Source organism: Oceanicaulis sp., assembly GCF_051859625.1.
Lineage (GTDB): Bacteria > Pseudomonadota > Alphaproteobacteria > Caulobacterales > Maricaulaceae > Oceanicaulis.
This window is the reverse complement of the sequence record NZ_JBHYFH010000001.1, coordinates 262261-278731: the sequence shown is the minus strand read 5'-3', so window position 1 is coordinate 278731 and position 16471 is coordinate 262261. Positions and strand designations below refer to the sequence as shown.

Annotated in this window: 16 protein-coding genes; 5 read left to right on the top strand and 11 right to left on the bottom strand. The window is 63.0% G+C overall.

From position 1 onward, the window contains the following. Positions 1-48 precede the first annotated feature (48 nt). Both ACTIGF_RS01390 and ACTIGF_RS01385 read left to right on the top strand, forming a co-directional pair. Positions 49-999: a M20/M25/M40 family metallo-hydrolase gene (locus ACTIGF_RS01390; protein ID WP_439635163.1), complete on the top strand. Its 951-nt coding sequence runs from the start codon at positions 49-51 to the stop codon at positions 997-999. A 159-nt stretch (positions 1000-1158) separates the two neighbouring features. Then, positions 1159-1629 (top strand): hypothetical protein, encoded by a 471-nt coding sequence (locus ACTIGF_RS01385; protein WP_439635162.1) that lies wholly within the window; start codon positions 1159-1161, stop codon positions 1627-1629. A 72-nt stretch (positions 1630-1701) separates the two neighbouring features. On the opposite strand, the gene purL is transcribed toward ACTIGF_RS01385, so the two are convergent. The 4 genes from purL to purC are packed head-to-tail and all read right to left on the bottom strand — an operon-like array spanning position 1702 to position 5636. Further along, positions 1702-3945 (bottom strand): phosphoribosylformylglycinamidine synthase subunit PurL, encoded by a 2244-nt coding sequence (purL, locus tag ACTIGF_RS01380; protein WP_439635161.1) that lies wholly within the window; start codon positions 3943-3945, stop codon positions 1702-1704. Then, the gene (purQ, locus tag ACTIGF_RS01375) at positions 3942-4607 is read right to left on the bottom strand and encodes a phosphoribosylformylglycinamidine synthase subunit PurQ (RefSeq protein ID WP_022699939.1); all 666 of its coding nucleotides are present in this window, start codon (positions 4605-4607) and stop codon (positions 3942-3944) included. The genes purL and purQ overlap by 4 nt, the downstream gene beginning before the upstream one ends. A gap of 28 nt (positions 4608-4635) precedes the next feature. Next, positions 4636-4878 (bottom strand): phosphoribosylformylglycinamidine synthase subunit PurS, encoded by a 243-nt coding sequence (gene purS, locus ACTIGF_RS01370; protein WP_107712831.1) that lies wholly within the window; start codon positions 4876-4878, stop codon positions 4636-4638. Then, entirely contained in the window at positions 4875-5636 is a 762-nt protein-coding gene (gene purC, locus ACTIGF_RS01365) for a phosphoribosylaminoimidazolesuccinocarboxamide synthase (protein WP_022699937.1), read from the bottom strand. The genes purS and purC overlap by 4 nt, the downstream gene beginning before the upstream one ends. Before the next feature lie 290 nt (positions 5637-5926). Between purC and ACTIGF_RS01360 the strand changes: the two genes are divergently transcribed. Next, positions 5927-6247, top strand: a complete 321-nt coding sequence (locus ACTIGF_RS01360) for a DUF1476 domain-containing protein (protein ID WP_439635160.1) — start codon at positions 5927-5929, stop codon at positions 6245-6247. A 62-nt stretch (positions 6248-6309) separates the two neighbouring features. Here the strand turns inward: ACTIGF_RS01360 and ACTIGF_RS01355 are convergent, their stop codons facing one another. The 5 genes from ACTIGF_RS01355 to ACTIGF_RS01335 all read right to left on the bottom strand — a co-directional run bounded on the left by ACTIGF_RS01355 (position 6310) and on the right by ACTIGF_RS01335 (position 11912). Then, positions 6310-6753 carry a thioredoxin domain-containing protein gene (locus tag ACTIGF_RS01355; RefSeq protein WP_439635159.1) on the bottom strand — a complete coding sequence of 148 codons (444 nt, stop codon included), beginning with the start codon at positions 6751-6753 and terminating at the stop codon, positions 6310-6312. Positions 6754-6801: 48 nt separating this feature from the next. Further along, positions 6802-7752 (bottom strand): aspartyl protease family protein, encoded by a 951-nt coding sequence (locus tag ACTIGF_RS01350; RefSeq protein WP_439635158.1) that lies wholly within the window; start codon positions 7750-7752, stop codon positions 6802-6804. 144 nt (positions 7753-7896) lie between these two features. Beyond that, entirely contained in the window at positions 7897-9201 is a 1305-nt protein-coding gene (gene purB / locus ACTIGF_RS01345; RefSeq protein WP_439635157.1) for an adenylosuccinate lyase, read from the bottom strand. Between the two features lie 69 nt (positions 9202-9270). Continuing rightward, positions 9271-10557, bottom strand: coding sequence for a spinster family MFS transporter (locus ACTIGF_RS01340; protein ID WP_439635156.1), 1287 nt, complete (start codon positions 10555-10557; stop codon positions 9271-9273). A 110-nt stretch (positions 10558-10667) separates the two neighbouring features. Beyond that, complete coding sequence (locus ACTIGF_RS01335; protein ID WP_439635155.1) at positions 10668-11912, bottom strand: threonine synthase; 1245 nt, start codon at positions 11910-11912, stop codon at positions 10668-10670. A gap of 36 nt (positions 11913-11948) precedes the next feature. Here ACTIGF_RS01335 and ACTIGF_RS01330 point away from each other — a divergent pair, with 36 nt between their 5' ends. After that, entirely contained in the window at positions 11949-12338 is a 390-nt protein-coding gene (locus ACTIGF_RS01330) for a VOC family protein (protein WP_439635154.1), read from the top strand. A gap of 7 nt (positions 12339-12345) precedes the next feature. On the opposite strand, the gene ACTIGF_RS01325 is transcribed toward ACTIGF_RS01330, so the two are convergent. Next, on the bottom strand, positions 12346-14106 hold the full coding sequence (locus tag ACTIGF_RS01325; RefSeq protein WP_439635153.1) for an amidohydrolase: 1761 nt from the start codon (positions 14104-14106) through the stop codon (positions 12346-12348). A gap of 48 nt (positions 14107-14154) precedes the next feature. Then, positions 14155-14853 carry a RadC family protein gene (gene radC, locus ACTIGF_RS01320; protein WP_439635152.1) on the bottom strand — a complete coding sequence of 233 codons (699 nt, stop codon included), beginning with the start codon at positions 14851-14853 and terminating at the stop codon, positions 14155-14157. Positions 14854-15051: 198 nt separating this feature from the next. Between radC and gor the strand changes: the two genes are divergently transcribed. Continuing rightward, the gene (gene gor / locus ACTIGF_RS01315; RefSeq protein WP_439635151.1) at positions 15052-16455 is read left to right on the top strand and encodes a glutathione-disulfide reductase; all 1404 of its coding nucleotides are present in this window, start codon (positions 15052-15054) and stop codon (positions 16453-16455) included. The last annotated feature ends 16 nt before the right edge of the window (positions 16456-16471 follow it).

The following is a 16471-nucleotide window of genomic DNA, read 5'->3' as shown; positions in this document are numbered from 1 at the left end:
GCGCGCCCGGAACCCTGACTTTCACAGGGATATTACGGAGACTCGCCCATGTTGCTGTCCGCATTGCTGTTGACCACCGCTCTGGCCGTTCCCGCCGCCTCTGATTGTGCGGGTCTGGAGCCGGCTCCTTGGGCGGATCTGTGCGTCATCAGTTCAGACGAAATGAAAGGCCGGATGGTCGAGAGCGAAGGCAATGCGCGGGCGCGCGCTTATATCATCGACCGCCTGACCGAGATCGGCGTTCAGCCTGTCGGGGACAGCTTCGAGCAACCCTTCAGTTTTGAGCGCGCCATTGATTTTCGCGATCCGAATTCACCGCGTGAAACCATCAACGCCGTGAACGTCATCGGCGTCATCCCCGGACAAGACCGCAGCCGCGCCATCGCGGTGACCGCGCATTATGACCATGTGGGGCGGACCGAAGAGGGCGAGATTTTCAACGGCGCCGACGACAATGCGTCAGGCGTTGCGGCGCTTCTGGCTGTGGCGGAGCATTTTATCGCCAACCCGCCCGAGCATGACCTGTTGATCATGGCCTTCGACGCAGAGGAGGGCGGATTGCGCGGGGCGCGTGAAGTGGTCGCCAATCCGGTTGAAGGCGCGGCGCCGGTCGCCTTCAACCTCAATTTCGACATGCTGGGCTATAGCCCGGACAATGACATCTGGGCGGCGGGTCCCTATCACACGCCCGCCCTGCATCCGATTGTCGAAGCGGTGGCGCAGGACGCGTCGATCACGCTGGCGGCAGGCTATGACCAGCCCGATGGCGATCCACGCAATGACTGGACTCTGCTGTCAGACCAGGGCGCGTTTCATGCCGCCGGCATCCCGTTTCTCTATCTCGGGGTGGAGGATCATGAGCACTATCACCAGACCACGGACGAGTTTGAAACCATCAATCCTGACTTCTTCCTGAGCGCGGTGAGCGTGGCGGTCGAGCTGGCCGAGCGCATTGATGCAGATCTTGATGCGGTTCTGGGCGAGAGCGGCGAACCCTAGCGAAAAGCCAAGTGATTGACGCGTCGCAACATTTGCGGCGCGTCATGAAATCATAACAAAAATAAACACTGTTTACTTTTCAAAGTGCGGTGAGATCCCTATCTATACGCCACAAACGCGGGCGTATAGGCATGCTCGGGTTTCATCAGGGAGATGGATATGTCCACCGCACTTCGTACTGTATTCGCTGGCGCAGCACTCGCGATCGCCGCTTTCGGTTCCGCTCAGGCCCAGGACTGTCCGTCCGAGCCGATGTTCGCCGGCATGTCCGGTCCGAACTCTGACGTGCGCCAGTCTGCGCGCCGCATCGATCAGGGCGACTGGCGCAACGCCGCTCACTTCGCCTCCGAGGCGCTTGAGTCCGGCACCTCCAACCGCAACAAGAACGCCGCCGCCGTCAATCTGTGCGCCGCGCTCGCCAATCAAGGCGATTCCGGCACGGCGGACGCCTGCGCCATGGCCATCGAACGCAATCCCGAAGGCTGGGAAGCCTACACCAATCGCGGCGGCGCCTTCTGGCTGGCGGGCGATCACGCCGCCGCCGCCGCTGATTTCGCGCGCGCCGCCGAACTGGGCGCCGGTGAAGCGGCGGTCACGCACAATTCCGCTCTGGCTCAGTGCCACAGCTAAGTCGCTGACCCGTTCAAATGAAAAAGGCCGGAGCATTGGCTCCGGCCTTTTTTGTGTGCTCTGTCGCCTGTCTTACTCGGCGACGCGTGCTTCAGGCTCGCCCTCCATCAGGGCCGGCATGAAGCCTTCATGGGCCTGTTTGAGGCGGATCAGATCCACCGCATGGCCGCCATTGATGGAGATGAAGCGACCGCCTGCGAGGCCCACGACCTCGACCGGGACGCTTGCGGTCTTGGCGTCCGCGCGGATGGCCTCGGCGTCTGACGCATCAGCAGCGATCAGATAACGGCCCTGATCCTCGCCGAACATCCAGGCGAAGACCGGCAGGCCGCCCGTATAGGCGAGCTTGATCCCGACGCCAGCCGCCATCGCCATATCAGCGGCGGCGCAGGCCAGGCCGCCGTCTGACAGGTCATGGACCGCCTTGGCGTGACCGGCGCGGATCGTCTTGCGGACAAAGTCGCCATTGCGTTTTTCAACGGCCAGGTCGACGCGCGGCGAGGCGCCTTTTTCCTGGTTTTCGATCTCGCGCAGATAGATCGAGGCGCCCAGCTCCCCGCGGGTTTCGCCTACCAGCAGCAGCACCTGGCCCTCTTTCAGACCGCCATAGCCCATGCGCTGGGCGATATCGGGGATCAGGCCCACCGCGCCCACCGCCGGAGTGGGCGGAATGGCGACGCCGTCGGTCTCGTTATAGAGCGAGACATTGCCGGACACGACGGGGAAGTCGAGCGCCTTGCAGGCCTCGGCCATGCCTTCCACGCAGCCCACGAACTGACCCATGATTTCAGGGCGTTCGGGATTGCCGAAGTTCAGGCAGTCGGTGATGGCGATGGGATCAGCGCCGACGGCGGTGAGGTTGCGCCAGGCTTCGGCCACGGCCTGCTTGCCGCCTTCGAACGGGTCAGCGAAGCAATAACGCGGCGTGCAGTCGGTGGTGATCGCCAGCGCTTTTTGAGTGCCGTGCACGCGCACAATGGCGGCGTCGGATGCGTCTTCGGAGCTGGCGGCGGTGTCGGCCATCACGTGGCGGTCATACTGACGCCAGATCCAGCGCTTGGACGCCATGTCCGGGCTGCCCATCAGGCTCGCCAGCACTTCACCCAGATGTTCAGGCTGGTGCAGATCCTTGGGATCGATGGAGCCGCGGGCTTCGGCGGGGAACCAGGGGCGGTCGTATTTCGGCGCGTTCTCGCCAATCGGATCAAGCGGCAGGTCGCAGACGACCTCGCCCTTGTGACGCAGCACAAGACGGCCATGGGGCGCAGTCTTGCCGATGGTCGCCACATCCAGATCCCATTTGCGGAAAATGCGCTCGGCCACATGCTCACGACCCGGCTTGATGATGATCAGCATCCGTTCCTGGGATTCTGACAGCATCATCTCATAGGCGGTCATGTTCTCTTCGCGCTGGGGCACGTGATCGAGATCAAGCTCGATCCCGAGGCCGCCAGACGACGCCATTTCCACAGATGAAGACGTCAGGCCGGCCGCGCCCATGTCCTGGATCGAGCTGATCGCGTCTTCGCTCATCAGCTCAAGGCAGGCTTCGATCAGTTTTTTCTCGGTGAAGGGGTCGCCGACCTGAACGGTCGGGCGGTTCTCTTCAGAGCCTTCGCCAAACTCCGCCGACGCCATGGTGGCGCCGTGAATGCCGTCGCGGCCGGTTTTCGCGCCCACATAGAGCACAGGGAACTCAGGCTCGCGCGCGGCGGCGGTGAAGATCTTGTCGGTGTCCGCCAGGCCCACAGCCATGGCGTTCACCAGGATGTTGCCGTTATAGCCCTTGTCGAAATTGGTCTCGCCGCCCACCGTCGGCACGCCGACGCAATTGCCGTAGCCGCCAATGCCGGCTGTGACGCCCGCGACCAGCTGACGGGTCTTGGGGTGTTCGGGATCGCCAAAGCGCAGCGCGTTCATCAACGCCACCGGGCGCGCGCCCATGGTGAAGACGTCGCGCAGAATCCCGCCCACGCCCGTCGCCGCACCCTGATAGGGCTCGATATAGCTGGGGTGGTTGTGGCTCTCCATCTTGAAGATGGCCGCCTGGCCGTCGCCAATGTCGATGACGCCGGCGTTCTCGCCCGGGCCATAGATCACCTTGTCGCCCGAAGTGGGGAATTTGGACAGGTGCAGGCGCGAGGATTTGTACGAGCAGTGCTCGGACCACATCACCGAGAAAATGCCCAGCTCCACAAGGTTCGGCGCGCGGCCGAGCTCCTTGAGGATGATCTCGTATTCGTCAGCGGTGACGTGATCGAGGGCGATCTCTTCGGTGATTCCCTCGGCGTAACGCGGGTTCACAGCTTCGCTCATGACAGTTTCCCCAGCACGCTTTCAAACAGGGCCAGTCCATCGGTTCCGCCATGATCGGCGTCCACCGCGCGTTCCGGGTGAGGCATCATGCCCAGCACATTGCCCGCCGCATTGGTGACGCCGGCGATGTCGCGGGCGGAGCCGTTGGGATTGTTGGCGTAGCGGAAGACCACCTGGCCTTCGCCCTCGATCCGGTCGAGCGTCGCCTCGTCGGCGAAGTAATTGCCGTCATGGTGCGCGACCGGAATGACGATCTCCTTGCGGTCGGCATAGCCGCGGGTGAAGCGGGTGTTCGCCGTCTCCACCAGCAGGGGCGCTTTCTCGCAGACGAAGTGCAAAGACGCGTTGCGCATCAGCGTGCCGTCCAGAAGGCCAGCCTCAGTCAGGATCTGAAAGCCGTTGCACACGCCCAGCATGGGCACGCCGGCTTCGGCCTTCTTTTTCAGGTCATTGACGATCGGCGAGCGCGCGGCGACCGCGCCCGAGCGCAGATAGTCGCCATAGGAGAACCCGCCGGGGACCATGACGAAGTCCAGCCCCTCAGGCAGTTCGGTCTCTTCATGCCAGACCATGGCCGGCGCGTGGCCGGTGACGGCTTCGATCGCCGTGGCCGCGTCGCGGTCACAGTTCGAGCCGGGGAAGACGATGACGGCGGTTTTCATGTCAGATCCGCTTCTTGCTCGCCAGCGCCTAAGCGCTCAGCTCGATGTCGTAATTTTCGATGACGGGGTTGGCGAGCAGCTTGTCGCACATCTCCGAGACGCGTTGCTGGGCTTCCTCGGCGTCGGCGGTGTTGAGATCAATCTCGATCAGCTTGCCCTGACGCACGCCCGTAACTTCGTCAAACCCCAGATGGTTCAGCGAGTTGGAGACGGCCTGACCTTGCGGGTCCAGAACGCCGGGTTTGAGATAGACGTGAATGCGCGCTTTCATTCCGGAGACCCCTCTTCGGTGACGGAACCGTTTTCTTTCATGATGCCCAGACGGCGGGCGACTTCGGCATAGGCTTCGGTCACATTGCCCAGATCGCGGCGGAACCGGTCCTTGTCGAGCTTTTCATTGGTGTTGGCGTCCCACAGACGGCAGCTGTCCGGGCTGATCTCGTCGGCGAGAATCACTCGCGGCATGTCGTTCTGGTCGTAGACGCGGCCAAATTCGAGCTTGAAGTCCACAAGACGGATGCCGACGGCGGCGAACATGCCCGACATGAAATCGTTCACCCGCAGCGCCATGGCGATCATCTCGTCCATGTCCTGGGTGGTGGCCCAGTTGAACGCGGTGACGTGTTCCTCGGCGACCATCGGATCTTCCAGCGCGTCGTTCTTGTAATAGAACTCGACGATGGAGCGCGGCAGCGCATCGCCTTCGGTCAGGCCGAAGCGTTTGGCGATGGAGCCGGCGGCCACATTGCGCACCACCACTTCCAGCGGAATGATCTCGACTTCGCGCAGCAATTGCTCGCGCATGTTCAAGCGCTTGATGAAGTGGGTGGGGATGCCCATCCGGCCCAGATGCTCCATGATGTATTCGGAGATCCGGTTGTTGAGCACGCCCTTGCCTTCGAGCACGGCTTTTTTCTGGGCGTTGAAGGCGGTGGCGTCATCCTTGAAATAGGCCACGACGGTGCCCGGCTCGGGACCCTCGTAGAGGATTTTGGCTTTGCCTTCGTACAGCATCTTGCGGCGGGACATCGTGGCCTCGCTCCGGCTTGGGCGCGCTTTAACGGCGCGCGAGTGGGGCGTGAGCCCGCTTTGATGTCGCTGGGAACAGAGACGTCGCGCCTGGGCCATGCCATGAGAAACGCGAAACGGCCCGTCGCCGCGGGCCGCTATCGTGGCGCCTTCATACGCGAGGGGCGCGCGTACATCAATATCTGTGCTGAAGCCTGTTCGCGCTCAGGCTTACACGATTGATAATCGGCGCTGCTGCAGCTAACTCTTCAGACAGCAGTATTGATGTCTGGGGTTGAAGGACCACCGCCATGTCAGGTTTTGATGATCGCGAAAACGCGTTCGAAAACAAATTCGCTCACGATCAGGAGCTCGAGTTCAAAGCGGTGGCGCGCCGCAACAAGCTTCTGGGTCTGTGGGCCTCCGAGCTGATGGGCCTGACGGGCGACGCCGCTGACGCCTACGCCAAAGAGGTCGTCAAAGCCGATTTCGAGGAAGCTGGCGATGAAGACGTGTTTCGCAAGGTGCGCGGCGATTTTGACGCCCGCGGCATCGAGCAGACCGATCACCAGATTCGTCACAAGATGGAGCAGCTGCTCGAAGAAGCCCGCGAGCAGGTTCGCCAGGGCTAACGGCTTTTGCTGTAAACGTAAAAAGGCGGCGCAGATCCTGCGCCGCCTTTTTCATGTCCGGCCTACAGTCCGAACGCCTCACGGTCGGCGATCACGCGCAGGGCGTGATCCAGCGCGCCGCGAATGTCTGCGTCTGAATACGCCATGCTGATCCGCGCCAGAACATCACCGGTGTCGCGGTCGACCAGAAGGACGAAGCCGGTCGCGCCGGCGGTCGCCTCGAAAACTTCGCTGACGCCTTCTTCTTCAGCCCGCCGCGCCAAGGCGCTGCGTCGCCCGAAAGAGCTGTCAAAGCGCACGCGTTCCAGCGGCGCCTCGGCGTAATCGGCCATCACCGCCTCATAGCGCGGCTCTAGCACCTTGCAGGGGCCGCACCAATTGGACCGGAACAGCGCCGCCACCAGACGCGGCTCGTCTGCAGTGCTTGCAGGCGTCGCTTCCCGAGCGGTCGCCACTGCAGTCAGGCCCAGGACCAGAAGCGATGCGAGAAGGGGGGCGCGGATCATGGCGGAGCTCTTTATCTGAAACGGCCTCACCGTTTAGCACACAGCAGCCTAGCGCGGGCTCAAACTCGCGTGAGTGCGTGCGGTCGGGCAAGCCTTTCCGTCAAAGCCCTGAAGGCGGACGCGGCCCGACCCGTAATCAATGCTGATCGCTGCGTATTGCAGAACATCCATGCCCAGGATGATGGCGGGTTCGTCCAGCCAGCCACGGTGATCAAAGGCGTAGAGATCAGATACGGTGATTTCAAAAAGACCCATGCAGAAATCATCGACGCGAAAACGACTGAACAGGCGGCGTATTTCGCCCTGAGCCTGAGTGCCGCCCGACACGCCCTCAATCGACACAGGGCCTGAAGACCGCGTGCGGCCGCGCGCATTCGCCAGGGCGGTGTTGACGATGGAGGCGCTGGCGCCGGTATCGATGAACACCCGGACCGGGCTCTCGACGCCGCGCATCTGGCCGACGCCCATCACCAGACCGTTTTGAAGGCTGAGCGGGCCAGCTTGCAGCTCTGTGTCATCGGGCAAGAGTTCCAGCAGCCCTTCAGTGAAATCCAGCCGGATGACTTCCGTGGTGAAGGCGTTGGCGCCCAGAAGCCCTGCAGCCGTCATCACGGAACCGAACGCCTCTTCGAAGACCGCCACTTCGATGACGCGTGGGCCGAGGCCATAGTCGAGATGCTCAACGAAAATCAGGTCGGTGTCGAAGCGCCCGGTCATCCCATGTCCAACCCGATCAAGGCTGATCACCTGCTGCTCGCTGAGCTGTTGCGCGATCAGCCGAGGCGCGGCGGTATGCGACGCGCCGGTGTCGATGATGAACGGGACGGGGTCCGCTTCCGGGTCGCCTGAGAACAACACACTGCGCCCCACATCCGTTTCGACCGTGAAGAGCCCGTAGGAGTTTCTCTCCATCGGGACGGTGACGGGGTCTTGCGCGAAGGCATTGGCGCCTGTCATCAAGGTCAGAGCGAGAACGACAAGGCTTTGGAAAGTAATCATCTCGGGAACCTGCTGTTCCATCGACGGTAGCAGTTCGAGAAAACGATACAATCACAAATCAGCCGGACGCCGCGGAGCCTGAAATGCATAACGCCGCCCGGATGACCGGGCGGCGTTATGACAAGCGACAGATGTCTTGAGAGATCAGTGCGCGCCGAAGACACGGTCGAAGATCGTGTCCACATGCTTGAAGTGATACTCCTCATCAAAGCAGGCTTCGATCTGGGCGTCCGTGAGCAGCGCCGTGACGCCCTCATCGGCTTTGAGGTGTTCGACCAGCTTGCCGCCTTCATCCCAGGTTTTCATGCCGTTGCGCTGGACGAGGCGATAGGAATCCTCACGCGAGGCGCCGGCCTGGGTCAGCGCGAGCAGAACGCGCTGGGAATTGTGGATGCCGCCATAAGTCTCAAGATTCTCCCGGCAGCGATCCTCGTGCACGATCAGGCCTTCAATCATCGAGGCGGTGCGGTGCAGGGCGAAATCCAGATGCGCGGTGGCGTCCGGGCCGATGCCGCGTTCCACAGAAGAGTGTGAGATGTCGCGTTCATGCCAGAGCGCGACGTTTTCCATGGCCGGAACCACTGCGGAGCGCACCAGACGCGCGAGACCTGTGAGGTTTTCGGTCAGGATCGGATTACGCTTGTGCGGCATGGCCGACGAGCCTTTCTGCCCCTTGGAGAAAAACTCCTGCGCCTCGCGCACTTCCGAGCGCTGCAAATGGCGCACTTCCACGGCCACATTCTCGATCGCGGAGGCGATCAGGCCGAGCGTTGCGAAGAAGGCGGCATGGCGGTCGCGCGGGATCACCTGGGTGGAGATCGGCTCCACGCTCAGCCCCATCGCCTGCGCCACATGAGCTTCCACCGCCGGGTTCACATTGGCGTAGGTGCCGATGGCGCCGGAAATGGCGCAGGTGGCGATCTCTTCACGCGCTTGCACAAGGCGTGCGCGGTTGCGGTCAAACTCGGCGTAGAAGCGCGCGAATTTCAGCCCCATCGTCGTGGGTTCGGCGTGGATGCCGTGGCTGCGGCCGATGCAGGCGGTCATCTTGTGCTCGAAAGCGCGCTTTTTCAGCGCCGCCAGCACCCGGTCCATGCCCGCAAGCAGCAGATCAGAGGCGCGTTGGAGCTGGACGGCGAGGCAGGTGTCCAGAACGTCAGAGCTCGTGAGCCCCTGGTGCACGAAGCGGGCGTCGTCGCCCACAAGCTCGGCCAGGTGGGTGAGGAAAGCGATGACGTCGTGCTTCACCTCAGCTTCGATCTCGTCGATGCGGTCGACGTCGAACGTCATGTCCTTGGCTTTCCACACCGCCTTGGCGGCGTCGGCGGGCACCACGCCCAGCTCGGCCAGCTTGTCGGTGGCGTGGGCCTCAATCTCGAACCAGATGCGGTATTTCGATTGCGGGGACCAGATATCGGCCATTTCCGGCCGGGTATAGCGAGGGATCATGGGGCGCGGCTCTCACGTCTGACGAAAGGGGCGGGTTTGCGCGCAAACAGCGCCAACCGGCCCGCCACGTCAAGTGCGCCGCTTCAGATCACGCTTGAGCGCATAGCCCGCCGCCACGAACAAAACCGCCGCCAGGGCAAAGGCCGAGCTGCCCGCCATCAAGGCCAGACGCAGCGCTTCGCCCTCGCCGTAATGGGGGCGCAGCGCGTCTGACAGGGCGCCGACGGCCAGCGGCCCGAGGCCAATCCCGATCAGATTGTTGAAGAACCCGATGATCGCCGCCACTGCTGCGCGAGAGGCGGGCGGGGTCATCGTCTGGGTGGCGGCGAGGCCCGGTCCTATCCAGGCATAGCTGAGCAGCAAGGGGATGGCGAAGAACATCAAGGTCGTGGTCCCGTCCCGCGCCATAAGCCCGCCGAGAAAGAACGGCACGGTCAGCAGCAAGGTGACGCCTGGAATGACGCCATAGGCTTCAGGACGTCCCGGACCGACCCGGTCCGCCATCCAGCCGCCGGCCACCGAGCCGATCAGCCCCAAAGCGAATAGCGGCGACAGGCCGGCGCCCACCTCTTCCAGCGTCATGCCTTGTGAGCGGATCAGGAAAGACGGCGCCCATTGATAGAGGCTATAGCCCGCAAACGAGGTCACCGCGGCGGCGGCCGTGAACAGGCGCAGCGACGGCGTGGCGAAGACGAGTTTCAACGCGCCAAGCGCATTGGCTTTCTGGGCGCGCAAGGCTTCCGTGTCGAACATGCCGCGCTTGGGTTCCTTGACAAGAACCAGTAGCACCAGCGCCAGCAAGACGCCCGGCAAGCCGACCAGAATGAACGCCCAGCGCCAGTTCAGCGCATCCGCGATAAAGGCGCCGAGCGCCGAGCCTGCTGTGAGCCCCAAGGGCGCGCCCACGGAAAACAGGCCGATTGCGAAGGCGCGCTTTGAGGGCGGAAAATAGTCTGACAACACCGAATAGGAGGGCGAGACGCCGCCTGCCTCGCCCGAGGCGACGCCGATGCGCGCCAGCAGCATCTGGACGAAATTGCTGGCGAGGCCGGACAGGGCGGTGAACATGCTCCACACCACGCAGGCCGCGGCGATCAGGCGGATGCGGTTGGTGCGGTCGGCCAGAATGGCGATGGGGATGCCAAGCGTGGCGTAAAACTGCGCGAAGGCTGTGCCGCCCAGCAGGGCGAGCTGTGAATCGCTCAGGTTCAGATCGACCCGGAACTCTTCCTGGAGCACCGCAAAGACCTGCCGGTCCATGAAATTGACCAGATAGACCACGAGCAAAACACCAAGCGCGGTCCAGGCGTTCCGGGCGGCCGGCCGTTTGGCGGTGAAAGGCGCTGGGGTGCTCATTGCGGTCCCTTAGGCTCGAATCAGAGAGGCCGGGGTTATGCGATAGGCAAGTGATTCAGTTAAAGGCTCGTGTGCATTACGATTCAGCGAAGTGGAATCTGGCTTGAAAGTCAGGCTTCAAGCATGTCAGTCGTGATGGCGTGTGTCCGATCCAAAGAGCGCGATGGGTCTGGCAGCGGATATTTCAGGCCCGAACCGCAATTAAACAGCACAATGTCTGAGTCGCGTTCAATCATGCCTTGATTCAGCGCAGATTGGCAGGCGGCGAGGGTCGCGGCGCCTTCCGGGCACAACAAGAGACCGTCCTCGCGTCCGCACTGCTGACGAGCGTTTTCGATCTGGTCTTCGCTGACTGCCAGCGCTGCGCCACGGCTTGCGCGTACGGCGCGCAGGATCAGGAAATCGCCAATGGCCTTGGGCACCCGAATGCCCGCCGCGAAAGTGTGCGCGTCCAGCCATTCGGGCGCGTGCTCCTCGCCCGCTTCATACGCCTTGACGATAGGCGCGCAGCCTTCGGCCTGGACGGCGAACATCTTGGGACGCTCTGAGCCGATCCAGCCGAGTTTTTCCATTTCATCAAAGGCTTTCCACATGCCGATCAGGCCGGTGCCGCCGCCGGTGGGGTAAAAGATCGCGTCGGGGAGTTTCCAGCCCAATTGCCAGGCCAGCTCGATCCCCATCGTTTTCTTCCCCTCGATCCGGTAGGGCTCTTTCAGGGTGGAGACGTCAAACCAGCCCATCTGCTCTTTGAGTGCGCCGACAATCGCGCCGCATTGATGGATCAGGCCGTTGACGCGAAACACCTTGCCGCCCTGGGCCGCGATCTCGCGCACATTCACGTCCGGCGTGTCTTCCGGGCAGAAGGAATAGGTCGTCATCCCGGCGCGCGCGCCATAGGCGGACAGTGCGGCGCCGGCATTGCCGTTGGTGGGCATGGCCATGGTTTGAACGCCATAGGATTTCGCCATGGACACCGCCAGCGCCAGTCCGCGCGCCTTGAAACTGCCCGTGGGCAGGCGGCCCTCATCCTTGACCCACAGGCGTCCGGATGCGCCGATCTTCGCCGCCGTGCCCGTCGCGTCGATCAGGGGCGTGTCCACTTCGCCCAGCGACACCACGTCCTCGTCTTTGGCGACGGGCAGCAGCTCGCGCCATTTCCAGAATCCGGGATGATCCATGGCGGAGCGCGCAGCGATGGCGTCGCGGTCAAGCCGCCCCTTCATCGTTGCAAGGTCATACCGCGCCAGCAGCGGCCAGCCGTCAGCAGAGAGGTTCCGCGGCTGGTCGGCGCTCATCCGCGCGCCCGTCATGGAGCATTCAAGATGGGTGAAAAAGTTGGACGGGGCGAAAGGCATGGGTCACTGTGAGACAAGGTTAAGAAGGAGACCGACATGCCAGTATTGGGCGTAGGCGGCATATTCGCGAAGTCGACTGATCCTGACGCGAGCAAGCGATGGTATCAAGAGGTGTTGGGTCTGGAGCTAAATTCTTACGGGGGTTTTGACTTTTCGCATGCTGAGACGGCTGACACCTTTGGCGACGGCGCGCGCACCATCTTCGCCCGCTTTGAGGACGGGTCTGATTATTTCGCCCCGTCAGAGCAGGCCTTTATGGTGAATCTGATAGTCGAGGATCTTGACGCCCTGCTGGAGCGGATCAAGGCGGCAGGTGTCGCCTTGATCGGGGAACCGCAAAAATTCGATTATGGTCATTTCGCCTGGCTGATGGACCCCGACGGGGTCAAGATCGAGTTGTGGGAGCCCGCCAAGCCGCAGGCCTAGCGGCCTCTTAGCGCGTCATCTGTCCCCAGGCGGCGGTGAACAGGCGCCCTAGTCGATCCAGCGACCAATCGCGCTGATCCACCGGGCGTCCGGCGATCCAGGTGCGCCGGGCGGTGAAGCGCTCCCCGGTTTCGAGCGCCGTCACGGGGTCGTGGTCAAACCAGACCAGATCCGCGCGCTTGCCCGGCTCGATCGATCCGATCTCATCGTCCAGGCCCAATTGCCGCGCCGCGTTGATCGTCATCATCGCAAATGCGTCTTCGGCGCTGACCGTGTCGCCCAGAGGCGCGTCGTCGGGCGTAAGACGCGTGACCGGCAAGGTCATCACGCGGGCGGCGTCGATGGTGCTGGCGGGATGATCGCCATGGATCGTCACCACGGCGCCGCTCTCCATCGCAGCCCGAATGGGCATGTAGCGCCCGGCGCGCTCAGCCCCGAACATCGCCTCCAGACGGTGGCCGTAATAGCCGATATGGTCGGGGAAAAAGCCCAATGAGACGCCCAGTTCAGCCGCGCGCTCGATCTGCTGGGGCGTCGCCAACGCCAGATGCTCCAGACGGTGGTGAAGACCGGATCGAGGATGGGCGCGCTGGGCGGCGTCGATCACATCAAGCGCCAGATCTATCGCGCGTTCGCCCTGGACGTGGAACGCCATCTGCACGCCCGATTGCTGCGCTTCAAGCGCGTACGCCAGCGCAGTTTCGGGCGGGATCGCCAGCGGTCCGCGCCAGCCTGACGGCAGCCCCAGCACCTCGGCGTTAAACGCGCTGTCGGCATAGGGTTCCGCCGTCGCGGCGCCGCCCACAAAGGGTGAGCCGTCCAGCCATAGCTTGAGCCCGGCGACGCGGGTGATGACGGCGTCAGAGCGGGCGTCATCAAACAGGGTGTAACCGTGCGCCGCTTGCTCGGGCAGCAGGTATAACATCGTGTTCAGCGCGGGGCGGGGAGATGTCGCGACGGTTTTCAGGATCGCCAGCGGATCGCGTGCGCGTCCGACCAGTCCTGTAATGCCGATGGTCGTGTAGCCCGAGCGGGCGTAGTCCGCGTAGGCGTCCGCCAGTATGAATTCCAGCGCCGCGTCTGAAGGCGTCGGGACCCCGGCCATCAGCTGGCTGACCGCATCCACCTCCACCACGCGCCCCGTCAGGGCGCCGCTCGCGTCGCGTTCGAAATAGCCGTGTTCGGGATCGGGCGTCTGGGCGTCGACGCCTGCCGCCTCAAACGCGGCGGTGTTGGCGAAGGCCTCGTGCATCATCTGGGTCAGGATCACCAAAGGCCTGTCAGGCGACAGGGCGTCCAGCTCTTCCATGCTGGGCGCGTCGATATCGCCCAAGAGGATCGGGTCCCAACCAAACCCGATCGCCCACGGGCTGGGGCCGCCGCGAGTCAGTCCTTGCTCGATCAGCGCCATCACTTCAGTCCGGCCGCCCGCATGGGGGCCAGACAGATTGATCGCCTGTCCCAGAAGCCCGGTGGCGAGGGGATGGGTGTGCGGCTCGATCAGACCCGGCGTGAGGGCGCCGCCCTCAAGGTCAAACCGGCGCACGCCGCGCGGCGCTTCGGCGGCGACTGTGTCCAGATCGCCCATGGCGATAATCTCGCCGTCGCGTATGTACAGGGCCTGCACGACGCCGCGATCAGACGCGGTGCGGATCACCCCATTGTAAAAGAGCAGGTCCTGGGGCGCGTCCGCGGAACGGGCCGTCAGCGCAAAACCCGCCGCCAATAGGGTCAGCATGGCGAGCCCGGCCAGAATGATACGCAGCATGGCGCGCCTCCCCGTCAGATGGTTCGGGCAGGCTAAAGCGCTGAAGGTCTAAAGCAATCCCAAACTTTTAAAGCTCGCCGTACGTTCGCGCCCGATGACCAGATGGTCATGGACCACGATGTTGAAGGGCTTGGCGGCGCTGATCACCAGCTTGGTCATTTCGATATCGGCATGGGACGGCGTCGGGTCGCCGCTGGGATGGTTGTGCACAAGGATCAGGGCGCTGGCGTCCAGCGCCAGGGCGCGTTTGACCACTTCACGGGGATAGACCGGCGCATGATCCACCGTGCCGCGCGCCTGATGTTCGTCCCCGACCAGGCGGTTTTTCTTGTCCAGATACAAAACCCGGAATTGCTCGGTCGAAGCGTGCTGGAGCGCCGTGCGCAGGTAATCGAGAAGGGCCGACCAGCTCGACAGGACCGGGCGGCCCACCACTTGCTCGCGCGCCATGCGCACGGCGAGGGCTTGAAGCAGTTTGAGATCGAGGGCGGTCTTTTCCGAGACGCCCTTGATGTCGGTCAGCTGGTGCAGTTCCGCCGCGCAGACCCCGCCCAAGTTTCCGAACCGCGCGATCAACGCCTTGGCCAGCGGTTTGACATCGCGCCGCGGGATGGAGCGAAACAGCGCCAGCTCCAGAAGTTCGTAATCGGCGAGGCCCTGACCACCGGCTTCTGAAAAGCGCGCACGCAGCCGGTCGCGATGGCCGGCATGGTGGGGGGTGTCAGGGAGGGTTTTGAGGTCGCTCACGATCCGCGCTCATCTGTGATAGTCTCCCTTGATAAGAGAATATTGAGTGAGACGCCACCTTTGAGGCGAGTCGGCGCGATTGACGCTCGAGCGCGCATAAGCGGTTTCCCCATCTTCCGCACCCGTGTGATTTGACCTATCCGGTCTGCAAGCACACATACGCATGCAGATTTGAGTGAATCACGAAAAGGGCGCGCAATGGCCGATCACGAGTTTGACTATGACCTGTTCACCATCGGCGCGGGCTCTGGCGGGGTGCGCGCGTCGCGCCTGAGCGCCATGAAGGGCAAGACAGTGGCCGTCGCCGAGGAATACCGTCCCGGCGGGACCTGCGTGATCCGCGGCTGCGTGCCCAAGAAATACATGGTCTACGCCTCGGGCTTCTCCAAAAGCTTCAAACAGGCCAAGGCCTATGGCTGGGATGTGGGCGCGCCGAGTTTTGACTGGCCGAAATTCCGCGACACCATGAACGCCGAAGTGGATCGCCTGTCGGGGATCTATTCGCGCAATCTCGCAAACGCCGGCGTCGAGCTGATCGAAGACCGGGCCGTGCTTGAGGGCCCCCACACCATCCGCCTGGTCAAACAGGATCGGACGGTGACGGCGAAACACATCCTGATCGCGGTGGGCGGCGCGCCGAACACGGACGAAAGCCTGCCCGGCGTCGAACACGCCATCACGTCAAACGAGCTGTTCCACCTGCCCAAATTGCCCAAGCACATTGTGATCGCCGGCGGCGGCTATATCGCGGTGGAGTTCGCCCAGGTGTTCGCCGGCTTGGGCGTCGAAACCTGCCTTGTGTATCGCGGCGAAACCGTGCTGCGCGGCTTTGACGATGATGTGCGCACCGCCGTGCATGAAGGCCTGAAAGAAGCCGGCGTGCGGGTCATCACCCATGCTGTGTTTAACAAGATCGAACTGACCGACGAACAGACCGGACTGAAAAGCGTCACGCTGGATAATGGCGATGTGATCGAGAATGTGGATCAGGTCGTCTTCGCCATCGGCCGCGACCCCTACACCAAGGGGTTAGGGCTTGAGAGCGCAGGCGTCGAGGTCAATGACAAGGGCGCGATCAAGGTCGATGAGTATTCCAAGACGAGCGTGGACAATATCTACGCTGTGGGCGATGTGACCGACCGGGTGAACCTGACCCCGGTGGCGATCCGTGAAGGCGCGGCGTTTGTGGATACGGTCTATGGCGGCAAGCCTAACGCCTATGATCACTCAACCATCGCCAGCGCAGTCTTCACCCAGCCGCCCGTGGGCACGGTGGGGCTGACTGAAGCCGAGGCGCGCAAGGCCTATGGCGAAGTGGACATTTATAAATCCCAGTTCCGGCCCATGAAGGGCATCATCACCGATCATCCGGACCGGATGATGATGAAGATGATCGTTCGCGCCTCCGACCAGGTGGTCGTCGGCGTGCATCTGGTGGGCGATGACAGCCCTGAAATCATTCAGGCCGTGGGCATTGCCGTGAAGGCGGGGCTGACCAAGGCCCAGTTTGACGAGACCTGCGCCGTTCACCCCAGCGTGGCCGAGGAACTGGTCACCATGAAGGAAAAATGGATCCCGCCTGAATTGCGCGCCGCGGAATAGCCGCGCGCAATTCAGC

What these genes read in the sequence shown, in the direction of transcription:
- purL (WP_439635161.1), bottom strand. Translation starts at nt 3,945, where the DNA reads ATGAGCGAAGCTGTGAACCCGCGTTACGCCGAGGGAATCACCGAAGAG.
- ACTIGF_RS01330 (WP_439635154.1), top strand. Translation starts at nt 11,949, where the DNA reads ATGCCAGTATTGGGCGTAGGCGGCATATTCGCGAAGTCGACTGATCCT.
- ACTIGF_RS01335 (WP_439635155.1), bottom strand. Translation starts at nt 11,912, where the DNA reads ATGCCTTTCGCCCCGTCCAACTTTTTCACCCATCTTGAATGCTCCATG.
- purQ (WP_022699939.1), bottom strand. Translation starts at nt 4,607, where the DNA reads ATGAAAACCGCCGTCATCGTCTTCCCCGGCTCGAACTGTGACCGCGAC.
- ACTIGF_RS01325 (WP_439635153.1), bottom strand. Translation starts at nt 14,106, where the DNA reads ATGCTGCGTATCATTCTGGCCGGGCTCGCCATGCTGACCCTATTGGCG.
- purB (WP_439635157.1), bottom strand. Translation starts at nt 9,201, where the DNA reads ATGATCCCTCGCTATACCCGGCCGGAAATGGCCGATATCTGGTCCCCG.
- ACTIGF_RS01355 (WP_439635159.1), bottom strand. Translation starts at nt 6,753, where the DNA reads ATGATCCGCGCCCCCCTTCTCGCATCGCTTCTGGTCCTGGGCCTGACT.
- ACTIGF_RS01360 (WP_439635160.1), top strand. Translation starts at nt 5,927, where the DNA reads ATGTCAGGTTTTGATGATCGCGAAAACGCGTTCGAAAACAAATTCGCT.
- gor (WP_439635151.1), top strand. Translation starts at nt 15,052, where the DNA reads ATGGCCGATCACGAGTTTGACTATGACCTGTTCACCATCGGCGCGGGC.
- ACTIGF_RS01350 (WP_439635158.1), bottom strand. Translation starts at nt 7,752, where the DNA reads ATGATTACTTTCCAAAGCCTTGTCGTTCTCGCTCTGACCTTGATGACA.
- ACTIGF_RS01390 (WP_439635163.1), top strand. Translation starts at nt 49, where the DNA reads ATGTTGCTGTCCGCATTGCTGTTGACCACCGCTCTGGCCGTTCCCGCC.
- purC (WP_022699937.1), bottom strand. Translation starts at nt 5,636, where the DNA reads ATGTCCCGCCGCAAGATGCTGTACGAAGGCAAAGCCAAAATCCTCTAC.
- ACTIGF_RS01340 (WP_439635156.1), bottom strand. Translation starts at nt 10,557, where the DNA reads ATGAGCACCCCAGCGCCTTTCACCGCCAAACGGCCGGCCGCCCGGAAC.
- purS (WP_107712831.1), bottom strand. Translation starts at nt 4,878, where the DNA reads ATGAAAGCGCGCATTCACGTCTATCTCAAACCCGGCGTTCTGGACCCG.
- ACTIGF_RS01385 (WP_439635162.1), top strand. Translation starts at nt 1,159, where the DNA reads ATGTCCACCGCACTTCGTACTGTATTCGCTGGCGCAGCACTCGCGATC.